The sequence below is a fragment of the Pedobacter sp. D749 genome (assembly GCF_019317285.1).
GTDB lineage: Bacteria > Bacteroidota > Bacteroidia > Sphingobacteriales > Sphingobacteriaceae > Pedobacter.
The window spans coordinates 1,097,749-1,112,884 of sequence record NZ_CP079218.1 but is presented as its reverse complement, the minus strand read 5'-3'; the positions used below and the strand labels follow the sequence as shown (position 1 = coordinate 1,112,884).

Below are 15,136 nucleotides of genomic sequence, written 5' to 3'. Positions count from 1 at the left end.
GTATAAGCTGTAAATTAAAGCTTTATGAAAAAGATAGTATTACTCCTTTTAGCGGTTGTTGGCGTTATTTATGTATCCTGCAAAAAATCAGACAACAATAATGACGGGCCAGGCGAAGTTTACGGCAAATGGAAACTGACGGAAGCCATGTCAGATATTGGTAATGGAACGGGTAAGTACACAAAAGTAAACGGTGAAATTAAATATCTTACTTTAGAAAAATCTGCAGATAAAGCTGGAAATTTTAAAGGAGATGCCTTTCCAAATTTATTTTCATTCAGGATTTTGGACAGTGTAAAAATGCAAGTTTACAGCAACAATTACCAAATGCCGTTGACTTTTTATTACAAAGTTTCGGCAAAATCCCTTGAACTTAATCCTCCCTGTATTGAGGGTTGTGGATACAGGTTTGTAAGAGAATAATTTATTAGAACTTGAACTAAACAAAATCTTCATTAAATGCGATCGTCCTGCTGATTTGATAGCTATCAGATCAGCAGAGCAGTCGTTCTTTTTAAACAGTTAAACTATCCCAAATCACCTGATAAATATCTGGTGCATGTAAGGTTTTATCAATTGCTTTTGAAGTAACCAGAACAGGCTTAAACTTTTCAGCTCCGTTAATACCACCATGCGATCCTTTAACCAAAGTAGCATCAAGCGGAATTACATCCATTACATAACGGAACCCGGCTTTTTTCCTTAAAAGTTTATACCCTGCCCTCAATTTAGAGGTCATGAACATTTCCACAGGGTCGTACCCAGGTTTTTTGTGGATATCAACTACCCTTGCATAATCTGGCGCTTTAGCATCATCCAACCAGAAATAATAGGTAAACCAGCTGTTTTCTTGTGCAACCAGTACCAGGTCACCCGAACGCTCGTGGTTAATGTGGTGTTTCTCCTGTGCTGTCTTATCAAGCACCAATTCAATGCCAGTTATATTTTTCAATAAGGCTTTTACCTTCTCGGTTACGCCTTTGTCATTAATATAAACGTGTGCAACCTGGTGATCGGCCACTACAAATGCTTTAGAAGCGCCCGGATCAAGCAACTCTAATCCTCTTTCTTCACGAATCTGGATCAGGCCATTGTCCCTGAACAAACGATTAAGATGGATCGGGTTATTTACAGGTGCAATACCATACTCAGAAAGCAGGATAATACGCGCACCTCTACTTTCGTAAAAACGCACCAATTCTTCTACCACCTGATCGATTTCTTTGAGTTCTGTGCTGATTTTATCTAGCTCTGGGCCAAACTTTTGCAGGCAATAATCCAAATGCGGCAGGTAAATTAAGGTGAGCGTAGGATTATGTAGCTTTTCAGTTTCCATCGAGGCATCTGCAATCCATCTTGTTGATTTAATATTTGCACCAGGCCCCCAGAACTGAAACAAGGGAAACTGCCCCAGTTTAGCCTGCAAATGGTCGCGCAGTTCTGCAGGCTGCGAATAACAATCGGGTAATTTACGTCCATCGGCAAGATAATTTGGACGTGGTGTTACCGAAAAATCGGCTGTTGAATACATATTGTACCACCAAAACATATTGGCACAGGTAAAATCAGGATTTTCCTTTTTAGCCTTATCCCATATTTTTTCAGCATTTACCAGTTTGTTAGACTGTTTCCAGAATTTAATTTCAGCATCCGCATGATCGTACCAGCCATTACCTACAATACCATTTTCTGAAGGATATTTACCCGTCAGATAACTTGATTGTACTGCCGTAGTTACTGCCGGCAATAAGGGTTCTATAGTTGTTAAATGGTTTTCGGCAATATATTTCTGAAGAAAAGGCGTATGTGCTCCAATTACAGAAGCAGATAAGGCTACAATATCGATAACAACAGTTTTATGCATATTCTTAATATAATAAATTTTTAACCCAGGCCAGCTCTCTGATGATAGAATCGTTAAGTGGTGCTTTCAATGCCGTTGGTAAAACTTCCCAGGTATAGGTTTCTACTTCTAAATGAGCAGTAAAAGGATTATTTTTTTGCAGGTTTAGTACCTCGGTAATATCCGATTGTGTAGATTGGACCAGGCCCATATCTTCAACAAAAATAGGGACATGAAAATGTGCTCTCCACTCTGCTACCACTGGATTTTCGCCTTCTGCAAGGGCCTCTTTAAGATCAGGATAACGAATTAAATGACCGTCATCTTTTCTGGCTATTACCTGATGAAGATAAGTGGGTTCATCAAAACGGCTCAGTTGAGCTAACACCGCAGTTCTTTCTGAAACAGATGCCGGCAATTTAGCTTTTAGTGCGGCACTGATCTGGATTTTCCCAATTTTAATGCCTTTCTGCTGCAATTCGTTGATGATGGCTGTATGCGGTTCATAACCGATTGCAAAATGGCAAACATCATAACACAAACGGATGTGGTTTTTGATCATGCTTTCATCATTCCCGACAGGTAAAAGCACATTTTCGTACCAATCGATAAATTCCGGGCCGGATTCAAGAAAACCATCAGGTTCAGGTTCAATGTCCAAATGGATCACTTTGCCGCTTTGGCGCTGTATATAATGTAAAGCCCCGGCCACCTTGATGATATTAGCGGTTGCGCTAGCTGTGGCACTTTTTCTGGCTTCAGTAGCTGTAAACCATGGTTTATAACTCAATGGCGATGTTGAAATGCCACCATCCATGTCAGCAGGAAGCAATTGTGAAAGGATTTCGGCCAAACGGAGTGTATATTCAACACGTTCTCCTGTTGTCCAATCTGGTGCATGTACCTGATCTTTAACCTTAGTATGGTGAAAGCCTCCGTATGGAAATCCGTTCATGGTAAAAACATAACCACCTTCCTGTGCAAGCCATTGTTTAAATGCTTCCAGGTGATTTTCTTCCTGCAATTCGATACTGGCGAGATTAGAAAGGCGCAAACCGATACCCATGGGTGCCTCTGGCGATAATCGTGCTTTTAATATTGGAAAACTATCTTTTAACACAGCAAAATGTGCCATCCAGTCTTCGCCTGCATAAATATTGGTACAGAAGGTTAAATGTCCGGAAGTTAATTTCATAGCTTAATGTTGAATAATCGCGGCCTGGTTATTTAATATTTCTGCAGCCTGTTTTAAAATATCAGCATCAATTTCGTGAACTTCTTCTCCACTGCCCAGGCCAGTAAGCAAGGTGATGGTCAGTTCGCCGCCAAGATGCTCCCTAAACTCTTCCAATCCCTGTAAAATCGGGCTATTCCCTCCTATAACCTGTAACAATGGATGTGTTAATTCGAAACCAAGTTGTTGAATCAGGAAAATTACCCTTTGCGCATCTTCGGCACTGATCCTGCCCGATAAATTGGAATATATCGTATCTAAGGCAATGCCCATGGCAACCGCCTCGCCGTGCCTCACTTCAAAATTGGTCAGGTATTCTAATTTATGCGCGCTCCAATGTCCAAAATCCAATGGACGGGCAGAACCATTTTCAAAAGGATCGGCACTCCGGATATGCTCCATATGGAGTTTTGCACATTTCCAGATCTGGTAGTTCATTGCCGAAGTATTCCGTTTTGCAAGGGCAATGGCATTTACTTCCAGCCATTCAAAAAATTCGAGGTCTTTAATCAGTGCCACTTTAATGGCTTCGGCTATGCCCGAACGCCAATCGCGATCGGATAAAGTACTTAAAAATACCTCATCATTAAAAACCGCAACCGGTGGCGAGAAGGTGCCTAAAAAATTCTTTTTATTGAAATAATTAATCCCGTTTTTAACCCCAACGCCCGAATCGTTCTGCGAAAGCACGGTACTTGGAATTCTGATATGTTTAATACCGCGGTGTGCAACTGTAGCCGCATAACCCACCATATCGAGCACCGCACCACCACCAATGGCAGCAACAAACGAATGCCTGTCGATACCATGAAGATTAATGGCTTCCAATACCTGATCAAAATACTGAGTATTGTTTTTTACCTGTTCTCCTCCCGGGATAACCAAAATATCCTGAACTAACTGCGTTTGGCTATATTTTGCAAAATAGGTTTTAATCTGGGGATTAAGGTCCTTATGTGCATTTGCTACACCTTCATCTATTACAAATAAAATCTTCTTTACCGTTACAGCCGGATTTAGATTAACTAAAAAACGGTTTAACAGTTCGTTTTCGGGTAGAAAAAGCGATGAGGTAAAAAAAACATTATAATTATATTGTACAGTGAAGGATTGATGTAAATGTTCCATATCAATTGGTAATGTGTGTTTGAGGGTTAAGTAACGGCAAATAATTTAGAAAGCCACATGGATAGTGGCAATAGCGCGGCAATTATAAAAGCCAAAATCAGGGCGTCAAAAGTTACCGCCCATGCGGCATCCATCAAGATAAGCGAAATTACGCCAGCTTTTACTGCCCTTCCGATATTTTTACCAACAGGCTCTTTTATCGCTTTTAAAAGTGGTCTGAAAATCATAAAGGTAAAAGGAACCAGAAACAGCAACGACAATAGCAACCTTTCGTTTACAAAAGCAAAATAAGCAATCGCACAGATCACGGTTGCATACAGAAAGGCGGCCAGGTATAAGTTTTTAGCACGGCCTCCGTGTACTTCGCCACGGCTGGTCATGGTGATGGAAAAAATATAAATTACCGGAATAATAGCCAGATAATGATTGTGAAGCATTTGAGGCACAATACTCAAACCCAGCAACAGGTTAAACCCGCGGCACAGGCCCATATTTAACGGTCCGAAAAAAGAATAGTGTTTGCCAAATTTATTATAAAACAAAGCAAAAACGGCCACTAAAAGGGCCAGTACGCCCGATGTTAAACTATTTAAAGCAGCCAAAGCAATTCCCACAAAAAGTAATATACTTCCTAATAGGGTTGCATGTTGCAAACTGATTATCCCACGGGGGATGACCCGTTCCGGGCGTTCTATTTTATCCAGGTCGGCATCAAAAACATCGTTAAAAACGATTCCTCCTCCATATAAACAGGCTGTTGATACGACCAAAAGTACAATGGATAACCATGGAATGGAAACTCCATTGTTTAATACATCAGAAATGGCAATTCCTGCTAAAATATCGGCTATTGAAGTCACAATATTGGCAGGGCGCATCATGCGCAGATAGATAATTATTTTTTTCAATACTTTAACTAATGATGATCGACGATTTATCTGTTCTTGGCTGTTGTCCGCCACGCAAGATGGTATTTCCTTCAAATTTCCTGGTAAGATCTATCTGTGCGTTAAAATCTGTTTCATTTAGCTGTCCGCTCTGCGCAAAGGCTGTAATTGCATTGCGGTAGGTAACCAACTCAATATCCTGATCGCTTAAACCACGCATTTTCATTAACGAAGCAGTTTTTGGTACCGCTAATGGATCACTGATGCCCCAATCTGCAGCCGAATTTACCATGATCCGCTCTGCACCATATTGTTTTACAATTTCTACCATCCGTTCGTTACCCATTTTAGTAAACGGATAAATAGTAAATGCAGCCCAAAAGCCTCTATCTAACACCTCTTTTACTGTTTCTTCATTATTATGGTCGATAATTACACTATAAGGATCGAGGCCGTGCTCCAAAGCAATGTCCATGCTGCGCTGTGTACCTTTTTTCTTATCGCGATGCGGCGTATGTACCTGTACAGGCAAACCTGCTTCTTTAGCAAGTTCCAGCTGTAACCGGTAATATTTTTCTTCGGCAGCCGTCTGATCGTCGAAACCGATTTCGCCAATACCAACAACACCTTCTTTATAAACAAACAGCGGCAGGATTTCCATTACCTGTTCGGCCAGACTTTCGTTATTGGCCTCTCTTGAATTAAGACCGATAGTGCAATAATGTTTAATGCCAAATTGAGAAGACCGGAAGCGCTCCCACCCAATCAGGCTACTGTAATAATCTCTAAAACTGTCCAGTCCGGTACGTGGCTGCCCCAACCAAAATGCAGGCTCTATCAAAGCAACAACTCCCGCATCAGCCATCGCCTGGTAATCGTCTGTTGTTCTCGAAGTCATGTGAACATGTGGATCGAAGAACTTCATTCCCTTTACCGCATTGATATCGAAAGCTTCAGGCGCTCCCATCATTGCTTTATCTCTTTGTATTGAACTGCTACAACACATATCTTTTTGTTAATTTTTATGGGTTAAAATGAATTCCAGTTTAAGCTTCCATCGGCCAGGGCCAGCTTCAGTTCAGGAAAAGTATTGATATAATCTTTTGCAGGCTGGTAACCTGACTCCGAAATGGCAAGGGCAATGGCACGTTGCTCAATCTGGTCGTAATGCTGCAAACCGACTTTAAGGGTCTCAAAAATTTCGGCATTGATAAACTTACCAACCAGGCGCCAAAGTTGTGGGTTTACCTTTCGCCCGGCAGCCCAGCGTTCTTTTGCATAATCAATCAACGTTAATGCAAGATCCGGATTGGCCCGTTGATCTAAACCAATAATGGAACTGATATTTTTTTCGGTAAAGAACGCTTTCAGTACCAATTGGTTCCAGGCAGCTTCATTCAGATTTCCGGAAGGATAAGGATTGTTTTCTATAATCGCCTCCAAAACCGATCCGATATTACTTCTGATCCCTTCAGCACAACGTTTCACCCAAATTTCAGGATGGGCTAAAAACGGTAAGGCTGAATACAAGGCAACCGCCTCATTTATTTCTGCGGCCAGGAATAAACGATCAACAGTTGAATAGAATGTATCCTTGTCTTCTGAATTTAAAGTGCTGAGCAACCAAACACGGGAAAGCCTGTCAATGGTCCAATTACGGATATACCCAAAGCCTGCAGCATGAAGTATTTCTTGCTGATCATTGGTAATTGCAACCGGTAATTTTCCTGTTTTACGTGGCAGCATTACAAATACTTTAGCTAACTGCGCCGGTTGGTCTGTAGCTAGTATAAATTCTTCCAGCCAATTTTCAGTTACTAAATCGATATTGTTTTTAACAACAGACGCTATTATTTCCTTTACCGCCTTCATATGATTTTCTCTCATAATAAGATAAATTGTATAATGGCATTTATGCGGAAATCCCGGCAGAAATAAAATAGTTGATCAATAGTGCGCCTGCAATAATTAACAGGCCAAAGAATTCCCGCGTTTGCTCGATGTAAGGTTTTGTGGCCTGCATGCTCTGCACGAGACTCTCGCGTCTGTATTTGGTAATCCAATCGCGCACACCATCTTTTGCAAAGAAGAGGATGATGGCATAAATTAAATAGAAAGCAGTTAAAAACAGATAAGCGAAAGGATAAAATTTACCCGCAGCTGCCAATCCGCAGCAAATAGCAGCACTCAAATAGATAGACACCCAAAGAAAGGCATCGTTATCATTTAAATTTACATAGGCAAAGCCTAAAAATGAGATGCAAAAAATAATGTTGAGAATAATTAAAAGCATTTTAAATTATTTGGTTATTAGATATACTAAATCGATTTTTCGATTTTTTAGTTGAAAAACAAAGTTATTTAAACTGAATGCTTTTTTTGCTTAAAATATGTAAATTATATACTGCTATAAAATTTTTTTTTGATTAACTTTTTAATCTCCAAAAACGAGTTTTAAGATATTCGCAAGTACAGGATTATGGTCATCGGCCCGCCAGTTAATCAATATATCGGTTTTAAAGGGCAATGGAATAAAACGTAAGCCGGGACTTTGATGGTGCATATAAGAATCGGGTAAAATGGCTATTCCCAGGCCTTTCCTTACAAGGGCGATAATTGTAGATCCAAATTCGGAATGGAGATATACATCTGGAACAAAATCGTAAGATTTGAAAAGCGCCTGAATAATTTCGCTGTAACTACTGCCTTCATCCTTGGTGGGCAGTATAAATTTCTGGGCTTTAAGGCTTTCTTTAGATAAATCCTCAAAATTTTTGAAAGCATGTTCCAATGGCACCACTAAAGCCAGGTGATCGGAGTATATTTTTTTTGACTTAATACCCTGCTCACTGGTGATATCCCTCGTGATGGCCAGATCAATCTTATAATTTTTTAAAAAATCGAGTTGATTTTCATATAAAACCTGCACCAGCTTAATTTGAAGCTGTGGAAATGCCTGCGTTATCTTCGCCAAAATATCGGGCATAATCGAAGCAGATATGGAATCGGGATGTGCGATAGTAATGGTTCCGCGTTCGCCAAGGTGCAGCTGTTTTGCAAACTGATGAATATATTCGAGTTCACTTAACTCTACTTCCCATTTCTCTTTTAAGAATTTACCCGCTGGGGTGAGCTTCACGTTACGTTTATTGCGTTCGAAAAGCTGCAAACCCAATTCATTTTCGAGCGACTGAATTTGCCTGGTGAGGGCAGACTGCGTAATATTTATCTTTTCTGCCGTTTTCCAATAATGAAGCTGTTCTGCCAGGGCCAGAAAATACTTAATTCGCTGAAGATCCATTAATGCAAAATACGCATTAATAAATGAAAAAATAGCATTTTATTACATTTAAAGAGTTGTTACATTCGTGCCATGGAGCAGATCATAATTGAAAGGGTAACAGTAGCAGATCTTAAAAAATTACAAGAGATTGGCAGGACAACATTTTCTGAAGCTTTTGCGGAGGTAAATACCGAGGAAAACATGAAAAATTACCTCGAAAAAGGCTTTTCGGAAGAAAAGCTAAAAAGGGAACTGAGTAATCAGGATTCTCAGTTTTATTTCGCACTGCTTGATGGAAAGGCGATTGGCTATTTAAAGATCAACATTGGCCAGGCGCAAACCGAAAAACTAGACCTTGATGCACTTGAAATTGAGCGGATTTACCTTTTGAAAGCATTTTACGGTCAGAAAGTTGGTCAGTTGCTTTACCAAAAAGCCATCGATATTGCGCTTGATATGAAAGCCAGTTATGTGTGGCTGGGCGTATGGGAAGAAAATTACAGGGCTTTACGGTTTTACGAAAAAAACGGCTTTACTCCTTTCGGCAAACATAAATTTTGGCTTGGAGATGATGAGCAAACAGATCTGATGATGAAAAAAGTATTGGCTAACGATAATGAATTAAAAGTATCCTAATGGAAAAAAGAAACCTCTTTTTGATTTTGCTGATCCTGGGTACCGCATTCTGGGGAATTTCATTTTCTGTTACCAAACTTGCTATCGGGCAGCATCAGCCTGTTCTGTTTTTGTTTTACCGTTTTTTACTCGCTACAATGGTATTATCGGTTATTTTTTGGAAACAAGTTAAAAATCTCGATGCAACCACTATAAAAAGAGGTGCCGGTTTGGCTATTCCGCTGGTATTGGGCATTTATTTGCAAACACTGGGCATTACGCATACCTCAGCGTCGCAATGTTCATTTGTTGCCGGAATAACCGTTGTAATGATTCCGGTAATCAAACTTATTATTTACAGAAAAGCTGCTGCACTTAAAATATGGATCGCCGCATGCACCGCACTGATTGGTCTTTTTGTAATCTCTATTACTGATAAATTCAGTATCGGAACCGGCGATTTATACACCATTATCGGTGCTTTTTGTTTCGCCATATATTTAATCCAGATTGAAAAGGAATCGAAGGCCGACGATATTGTGCCTACCATTGTACCTATGTTTGCTACTTGCGCCGTATTAACTTTTGTATTAACGTTTATTCAAGGAAATCCCACCTGGATTCCTCAGCAAGAAACATTTTGGATTGGGATTATCTTTTGCGCACTATTTTCAACGGCATATATGTACACCATATCGAATATTTCTCAAAAATACATTAGTGCCGAAAGGGTATCCATCATCTATCTTTTCGAACCCATTTTCGGGGCTTTTGCCGCACATTTTATTTTGGGTGAAGCAATTACATCGAGGTTATTGATTGGTGGCGGGATGATATTTTTAGCCACACTGATTTCTGAACTTAAGTGGAGAATGCCAAATCCATTTGCGATGCTTAAGGTATCTAAAGAGAAATAATATTAAGCTTTTGTTATTAAGTTAGGTATTCGGCACAAGCAAAAAATAATTTGACCACAACTTGTCCCGATTTTCGGGAGATAGAAGGATGCACACAGCTATGAAAATCTGTGTTTATCTGTGTGCATCTGTGGTTAAAAAATGCTGAACCTAACCGACATTGGGTACGCGGGAGTTGTGCCTGATTTCAAGAATCTCAGATTTACAGCTTATCGAAATCCTAAAAAAATTATTTTTTAGTTAGCTGCAACTTTAACGGCATTGTTCTGCAACATCATTCTGGTTGCCAAAATATGTTCACAAGGTCCTTTTTTAAGCTTGTTGCTTAAATAAAAAGCACATTCGCAGGTACCTTCAATTAAACGCTGGTCTTTATCAATAAATGCCTGTGTACTAAAAGTTTCATTTTTAGTTTTCACCTTGCCTCTTATTTCAAGTACATCGTCTTTTATATTGGTAGAAATTTTCACATGATCTTTAGCTATAAATTCGTTCGCTATTCTTTCTTGTTCGCTACCAAAACGTAAAACGGTAAAATCGAGCGGTTCCTGGCTTAACTCTCTTACACGATAAACACCTTGTTTTAAGTCGTAAATTACGCGCCCAGCCTGTGTGTAAGCGGTTAATGCAGACGAAACTACAGGAGCACTTAGACCAGTCTTTTTCGTTATTTCTGCTGTCGATGCAAACCAGGTTTCTTTTAAAGTAGTAAAAACCTGTTGTTTGGTTAGTATATCTACATGCCCGCGAGGGGCCATTAAATCGAAATTACCAGCCCTGCTCCAGTCGTTATTTGTCCATCCTGACAGTCCGAGCGTAAAGGTCATATCGCCCAAATCGGCCATAAAAAAAGAAGGCAGCCCAGATCCCAATAAAACTACTTTAAAGCTTTTCGCAATCGGAATTAAACGTTCCAAAATCATTAACCTTCTTCTGCCCCAGATTCTGATTGTCTTTTCCTCCGAACCTGTATAAATGGATCGATGGAAAGTTAGAGTTTCATACCAGGGTTCGATAACCAGACGCACTGGTTTGCCGGGTTCTAAAATAAATCGCAAAGCCCGTGGGCCCGCAGTTTCCTTAAAGCGGCGTAAATATTGGCAAAGGCTGAAAACATCCATCGGATGCAATTCGAATGTGGTTGCAGGCAAAGTCATTGCTGCACTAACCTGCAAAAAGCCCCTCACCCACGAATCTGGTAAATCTATCTTAACTTCTTTATAAACTTCTTCGTTAGTGGTTTTTGCCTCAAATCCCGATGGATCAATTTTAAATGATGTATCCTTATAGCCTCTTATTTTTTGGAATTCGCCGTATAATTCTGCAGAATAATCGATGTTGGTTGTACCGCATTTAAATTCATTAATTTCTGTAAATACATTGTAGTTACAACTTAACTTCCCGTATGAGGATTCATCCTGGCTAAAACATTCAAAAAACAACTCATCCGGATGAACCGTAATCACCGGGTCGAGAACAATCCATGCATCGCGATCATTTTTATACAAGTAATCAAAGTACCTGCTTTTTGCTTTGTTAAATGGTCCTAGTAAGCGATCTTTTTCCCTGTAAATCTGCTTTAAATCGTTTCTAATTTCTTCAATACGGTTTTTTACCTGCTCAATCTGAAAACCAGCCATATATTCGCCTAACCAAAGTTTTTCCTGTTCTTCCGCCCAGGCTTTATATTCGGCTTTATCTTTCGGTTTGTAACGAAGATCAGAAACAACTACATCATGCAATGCAGAAATTGCTTCACGAAACGCAATTTTCTTATTTAATTTCCCAACAAAAAAAGTTGGATCACGCAGTGCATCAGGCACGAAACTCATTGCTGTTTCATTCGCAGCATTACTGATGGAAGTATTTCCGCTATATTTATAATTGAATAACATGCGCTTCGTTTTTGATAATGAGATGCATATCCAGATCAGGATATTGCGTTTTAATTTTTGTTAAAATATCGATGCAAACAGCTTTATCCTGAATGGTAGATTGTGCTGAAACATCATCCAAAATGCTCACTGCCCAGATTGCAGTTTCCACGCTCTTTATTGATTCTTCGGATAAGAAGTTAAAAATCCTATCCTTGGCCACCCTGCCTTTGTTCACCCGGGTAAGCGTCGAACGGAAGTAAAATGTTAAATTCCGCAGCAAATCAGGTTTATCTTTGGCGTACATTGACAGGTAGCTGCTTACAAAAGCCTGAACATTTACACTTGGGTGCTCACTTAATTTCATCAAATAATCTAAGGCATGTTCTGCATTGAAAAACCGGGTAATCATTTCCTTGCCAAAACTTTCAACATCTGGTCTGATCGAATCTACAATTCCAATTAAGGTATCCGGATCCCAGTCTGCTTCAGTAAACTCCGTTTTAAAAAAATGAAAAGCATAAGCCCTGGTATCGTCCCATTTCGAATCCAACAGGTAAAGTGATTGATTTCTTTCTTCCCGAATTCGTGATACATGTTGCTTAAAATAATTCCAGCTCCATTGGCGAATAGCAAGGATTTCATGACTACCAAAAGAGATAATTTGTCGTATAGAAAAACGATCTGGGTTAGCATAAGCTTTCAAAATTTCATACCCCGCCAACTGACTAATCCGGTATTGTGCGTGAATTAGTTTCGTAATCTCTTTTGGCTGTAAGCCACTGCTCCAAAACGGCTTTAAATTCTGCAGTAAAAATTCGCTTAGCCTTGCGTGTGCACCTTCAAACTTCTCTTTACGCATTAAAGCATAAACAAAATGCGGCACAATGGCATTACCAATTTCGGATTGAAGAGCAGATAATTTCTCAATAATTTTAAATATCCCCGCTAAAACCTTCTCATCACCGCTATCAATCAGGCTCAGTAATAATTGGATATTTTCAATGATAAAATGATCAGGATATTGATTCAGTAGCTCAATGCCGCCATCACGAACTTCAGAAAATTCACTCAGCAATAACATTTTTGTTAAAGAAACCGGAATTTCTGTTGGAGAAACCTTTTTAACCTTATTCAGTAATATTTTCGTCGCCAGAATTTTATTGGCATTCAATGCAGATGAGATTAACTGCTCAACAATATTCCAGCTCAATCTTTCCATTTGCGTTATAGCAAACAAGCCTAAACGATCAATTGCATTTTTAGCTTTAAGATTGTTGTCGTCTGTATTTTCAAAATGAAGCAGTTCAGTAATGGTTTTGCCTAAAATAGCCTGCATCCTATCTTCAGAAAACGGATATTTCTGCAATGTTTGATTGATCCAGTTTTTGCTTTCCTCTTGAGTATTAAATAGCACAATTAACAAAAATTCAAGATCATTAAAATACAATTCGATATTTCTGCCAACCAATTCCTGCGCCCAAACCCTCGCATTGCTACTATTGCAAGCCAATACTTCGGCAACAAAAACAGGATTCTGAGCAAGCTTGCTTTCTTCTTTTTTCAGTATTTCAAACCCAAACTGATTTGGCAAATCGAACTTACTATTTAGCAATTGCAAAATTGAACGTTCATCAAAACGCTGAATAATATCTTCATATTGTGGATGAGCAGTTAACCTTTCGTAAGCAAAAAGATGTATCCTGTTCATCCTGGCCTGCATCAACAATTGTATATAAGCCTGGGGCATAGCATCCCAAAGCTCAGGGTATAACTCCAAACGCTGCATACTTTTCACCTCTGTTTTTGGAGCAGTATGTTGCTCAACTACTGGCAGAGGTGGCGGTGTTACATCTTTCTTGCCAAATAAACTTTTAAAAATATTTTTAGCCGCATCAATTACCGAAACACCGTTATCATGATTAAAACCTGTATTTGATGTGGTAGCTGCCGCCCTAACGTTGGCAGCATTGTAATAGTAATCAGGACTGGTTACCGTTCTGCTATCAATTATAAACCTTAAATTAGCTTGCAATTGACGCTTCGGATCATTCCCAAAAAGGATGGTAGAAAGCAATAACGATTCTGAACATTCAGGATAATTGACAATTAAATAGGAATATTGTTTCGTCTTATAATCATATCGTCCGTATTCGCTCAATGGTTTTTCTTCGGCAATAGAATAATCTGTTTCTTTATATTGCAGTAAAGTATTAACGGCTAGTTTTAAATATGCAGCAGCATCTTTGGTTGCTCCGGTACTTTTAAGAAATTCGGCTGCATTTTTCTGGAAATAGGTTTTGGTATATTGCGAAAATGCCAGCTTACTATCTTTATTTTTAAGCTCTGCACCTACCCTAACGGAGAGGTCGATAGCGGTTAAATATTGCCTGTAATTAGAATCAAGTGAATATGTTCGCCTAAACATAGCGGGTTGCTTCTCGAAACCATAAAATAAGATCGCCAAAGTTGTTACATCGTTTCTTAATTGCGCCAGCTTGTAAATTGCCCTCAGGTGTTTAAAAAACGGTGGTTTGTATGGGCAGGTTTTCAGTACATGATTAAGTACCGGCAACAAAGTTGATTGCACTTTGCATAACAAATAAAGCGTGGTCAGATATTCTACTTCTTTATCTTTTATATTTTGATCTAAAGTAACCTTAAGCAGCTCTAAATCGTTTGTTTCTACAGCATATCTTATTTCCGCAGGTAACTTTTCTAATAACTGATTGCTAATCTTTTGCTGTTCAGTCTCATTCGCAATAGTTAAAAGTCCCTCAAAAGCCAGGTTTACGATATGACTTTTTTGCTTAACATTATTAGCCAGAGCAGTAAACAGCGGCCCGGCTGTAACCGCATTTAATTTAGTTAACGCATACAGGGCTGCGTAAGTTTGCATTTCATTGCCTCTTGTTGCCAGCTTGATAATAAAAGGAATAGCCTCTTGCAGGTTTAACATGCCGGCCTTCCAAATTACACGACTGGTTTTCCATTCGGTTCTGAAACTGTTTCTACCCACTACAGCATCTTGTAAGCGCTGCAAAATTGCACCATTTAAAGTATCAGGTTCAACAGTATCTAAGGATGGGAGTTCTATAAATACTTCCGTTTCGGTTTGATAACCTTTTTTGCGTTTTTCGTTTTCCAATTCTGCAAAAAGTACTTCAGCATTAGCCAAAGGTAATGCAGCAGGTGTTTTTGTTCCTTCTTTAAGTATACTTCCTCTCCTACCGTATCTAAAATTCACTAAGAATTCGTTTGCAGAAAGCTCGCAAAGATCAATCTCATATACCTTATCAGATTTCCCTTCTTTAAAAAATAATTTACTTTGTTTAATGAGTTTCATATGCAAAAC

The 15,136-nt window shown here is 39.3% G+C and carries 13 protein-coding genes; 3 read left to right on the top strand and 10 right to left on the bottom strand.

Going from position 1 to position 15,136, the window contains the following annotated elements; translation table 11 throughout:
• Positions 1–24: 24 nt before the first annotated feature.
• Entirely contained in the window at positions 25–423 is a 399-nt protein-coding gene (locus tag KYH19_RS04645) for a hypothetical protein (RefSeq protein ID WP_219077755.1), read from the top strand.
• A 91-nt stretch (positions 424–514) separates the two neighbouring features.
• Here the strand turns inward: KYH19_RS04645 and KYH19_RS04640 are convergent, their stop codons facing one another.
• The 8 genes from KYH19_RS04640 to KYH19_RS04605 form a co-directional block, all read right to left on the bottom strand.
• A complete protein-coding gene (locus tag KYH19_RS04640) occupies positions 515–1,864 on the bottom strand; it encodes an alkaline phosphatase family protein (protein WP_219077754.1) in 1,350 nt (449 codons plus the stop codon).
• A gap of 4 nt (positions 1,865–1,868) precedes the next feature.
• The gene (gene eboE, locus KYH19_RS04635) at positions 1,869–3,038 is read right to left on the bottom strand and encodes a metabolite traffic protein EboE (RefSeq protein WP_219077753.1); all 1,170 of its coding nucleotides are present in this window, start codon (positions 3,036–3,038) and stop codon (positions 1,869–1,871) included.
• A 3-nt stretch (positions 3,039–3,041) separates the two neighbouring features.
• Positions 3,042–4,205: a 3-dehydroquinate synthase gene (locus KYH19_RS04630; protein ID WP_219077752.1), complete on the bottom strand. Its 1,164-nt coding sequence runs from the start codon at positions 4,203–4,205 to the stop codon at positions 3,042–3,044.
• Positions 4,206–4,231: 26 nt separating this feature from the next.
• Positions 4,232–5,113, bottom strand: coding sequence for a UbiA-like protein EboC (eboC, locus tag KYH19_RS04625; RefSeq protein WP_255562550.1), 882 nt, complete (start codon positions 5,111–5,113; stop codon positions 4,232–4,234).
• A gap of 4 nt (positions 5,114–5,117) precedes the next feature.
• Positions 5,118–6,062 (bottom strand): TatD family hydrolase, encoded by a 945-nt coding sequence (locus KYH19_RS04620; protein ID WP_255562549.1) that lies wholly within the window; start codon positions 6,060–6,062, stop codon positions 5,118–5,120.
• A gap of 59 nt (positions 6,063–6,121) precedes the next feature.
• On the bottom strand, positions 6,122–6,979 hold the full coding sequence (locus KYH19_RS04615; protein ID WP_219077750.1) for an EboA domain-containing protein: 858 nt from the start codon (positions 6,977–6,979) through the stop codon (positions 6,122–6,124).
• A 25-nt stretch (positions 6,980–7,004) separates the two neighbouring features.
• Entirely contained in the window at positions 7,005–7,385 is a 381-nt protein-coding gene (locus KYH19_RS04610) for a transmembrane 220 family protein (protein ID WP_121282883.1), read from the bottom strand.
• A 141-nt stretch (positions 7,386–7,526) separates the two neighbouring features.
• Entirely contained in the window at positions 7,527–8,393 is an 867-nt protein-coding gene (locus KYH19_RS04605) for a LysR family transcriptional regulator (protein ID WP_219077749.1), read from the bottom strand.
• Between the two features lie 72 nt (positions 8,394–8,465).
• Between KYH19_RS04605 and KYH19_RS04600 the strand changes: the two genes are divergently transcribed.
• Together KYH19_RS04600 and KYH19_RS04595 are read left to right on the top strand one after the other, a co-directional pair.
• Positions 8,466–9,011 (top strand): GNAT family N-acetyltransferase, encoded by a 546-nt coding sequence (locus KYH19_RS04600; protein WP_219077748.1) that lies wholly within the window; start codon positions 8,466–8,468, stop codon positions 9,009–9,011.
• Positions 9,011–9,907 (top strand): DMT family transporter, encoded by an 897-nt coding sequence (locus KYH19_RS04595; RefSeq protein WP_219077747.1) that lies wholly within the window; start codon positions 9,011–9,013, stop codon positions 9,905–9,907. The genes KYH19_RS04600 and KYH19_RS04595 overlap by 1 nt, the downstream gene beginning before the upstream one ends.
• A gap of 236 nt (positions 9,908–10,143) precedes the next feature.
• Here the strand turns inward: KYH19_RS04595 and KYH19_RS04590 are convergent, their stop codons facing one another.
• Together KYH19_RS04590 and KYH19_RS04585 are read right to left on the bottom strand one after the other, a co-directional pair.
• Entirely contained in the window at positions 10,144–11,802 is a 1,659-nt protein-coding gene (locus KYH19_RS04590; RefSeq protein ID WP_219077746.1) for a hypothetical protein, read from the bottom strand.
• Positions 11,786–15,127 (bottom strand): hypothetical protein, encoded by a 3,342-nt coding sequence (locus KYH19_RS04585; protein WP_219077745.1) that lies wholly within the window; start codon positions 15,125–15,127, stop codon positions 11,786–11,788. The genes KYH19_RS04590 and KYH19_RS04585 overlap by 17 nt, the downstream gene beginning before the upstream one ends.
• Positions 15,128–15,136: the final 9 nt, after the last annotated feature.

Bases quoted from the DNA above. Each gene is read 5' to 3' on its own strand.
- KYH19_RS04610 (WP_121282883.1), bottom strand. From the start codon at position 7,385: ATGCTTTTAATTATTCTCAACATTATTTTTTGCATCTCATTTTTAGGC.
- KYH19_RS04590 (WP_219077746.1), bottom strand. From the start codon at position 11,802: ATGTTATTCAATTATAAATATAGCGGAAATACTTCCATCAGTAATGCT.
- KYH19_RS04640 (WP_219077754.1), bottom strand. From the start codon at position 1,864: ATGCATAAAACTGTTGTTATCGATATTGTAGCCTTATCTGCTTCTGTA.
- KYH19_RS04645 (WP_219077755.1), top strand. From the start codon at position 25: ATGAAAAAGATAGTATTACTCCTTTTAGCGGTTGTTGGCGTTATTTAT.
- KYH19_RS04585 (WP_219077745.1), bottom strand. From the start codon at position 15,127: ATGAAACTCATTAAACAAAGTAAATTATTTTTTAAAGAAGGGAAATCT.
- KYH19_RS04620 (WP_255562549.1), bottom strand. From the start codon at position 6,062: ATGATGGGAGCGCCTGAAGCTTTCGATATCAATGCGGTAAAGGGAATG.
- eboE (WP_219077753.1), bottom strand. From the start codon at position 3,038: ATGAAATTAACTTCCGGACATTTAACCTTCTGTACCAATATTTATGCA.
- KYH19_RS04630 (WP_219077752.1), bottom strand. From the start codon at position 4,205: ATGGAACATTTACATCAATCCTTCACTGTACAATATAATTATAATGTT.
- KYH19_RS04600 (WP_219077748.1), top strand. From the start codon at position 8,466: ATGGAGCAGATCATAATTGAAAGGGTAACAGTAGCAGATCTTAAAAAA.
- KYH19_RS04615 (WP_219077750.1), bottom strand. From the start codon at position 6,979: ATGAGAGAAAATCATATGAAGGCGGTAAAGGAAATAATAGCGTCTGTT.
- KYH19_RS04605 (WP_219077749.1), bottom strand. From the start codon at position 8,393: ATGGATCTTCAGCGAATTAAGTATTTTCTGGCCCTGGCAGAACAGCTT.
- KYH19_RS04595 (WP_219077747.1), top strand. From the start codon at position 9,011: ATGGAAAAAAGAAACCTCTTTTTGATTTTGCTGATCCTGGGTACCGCA.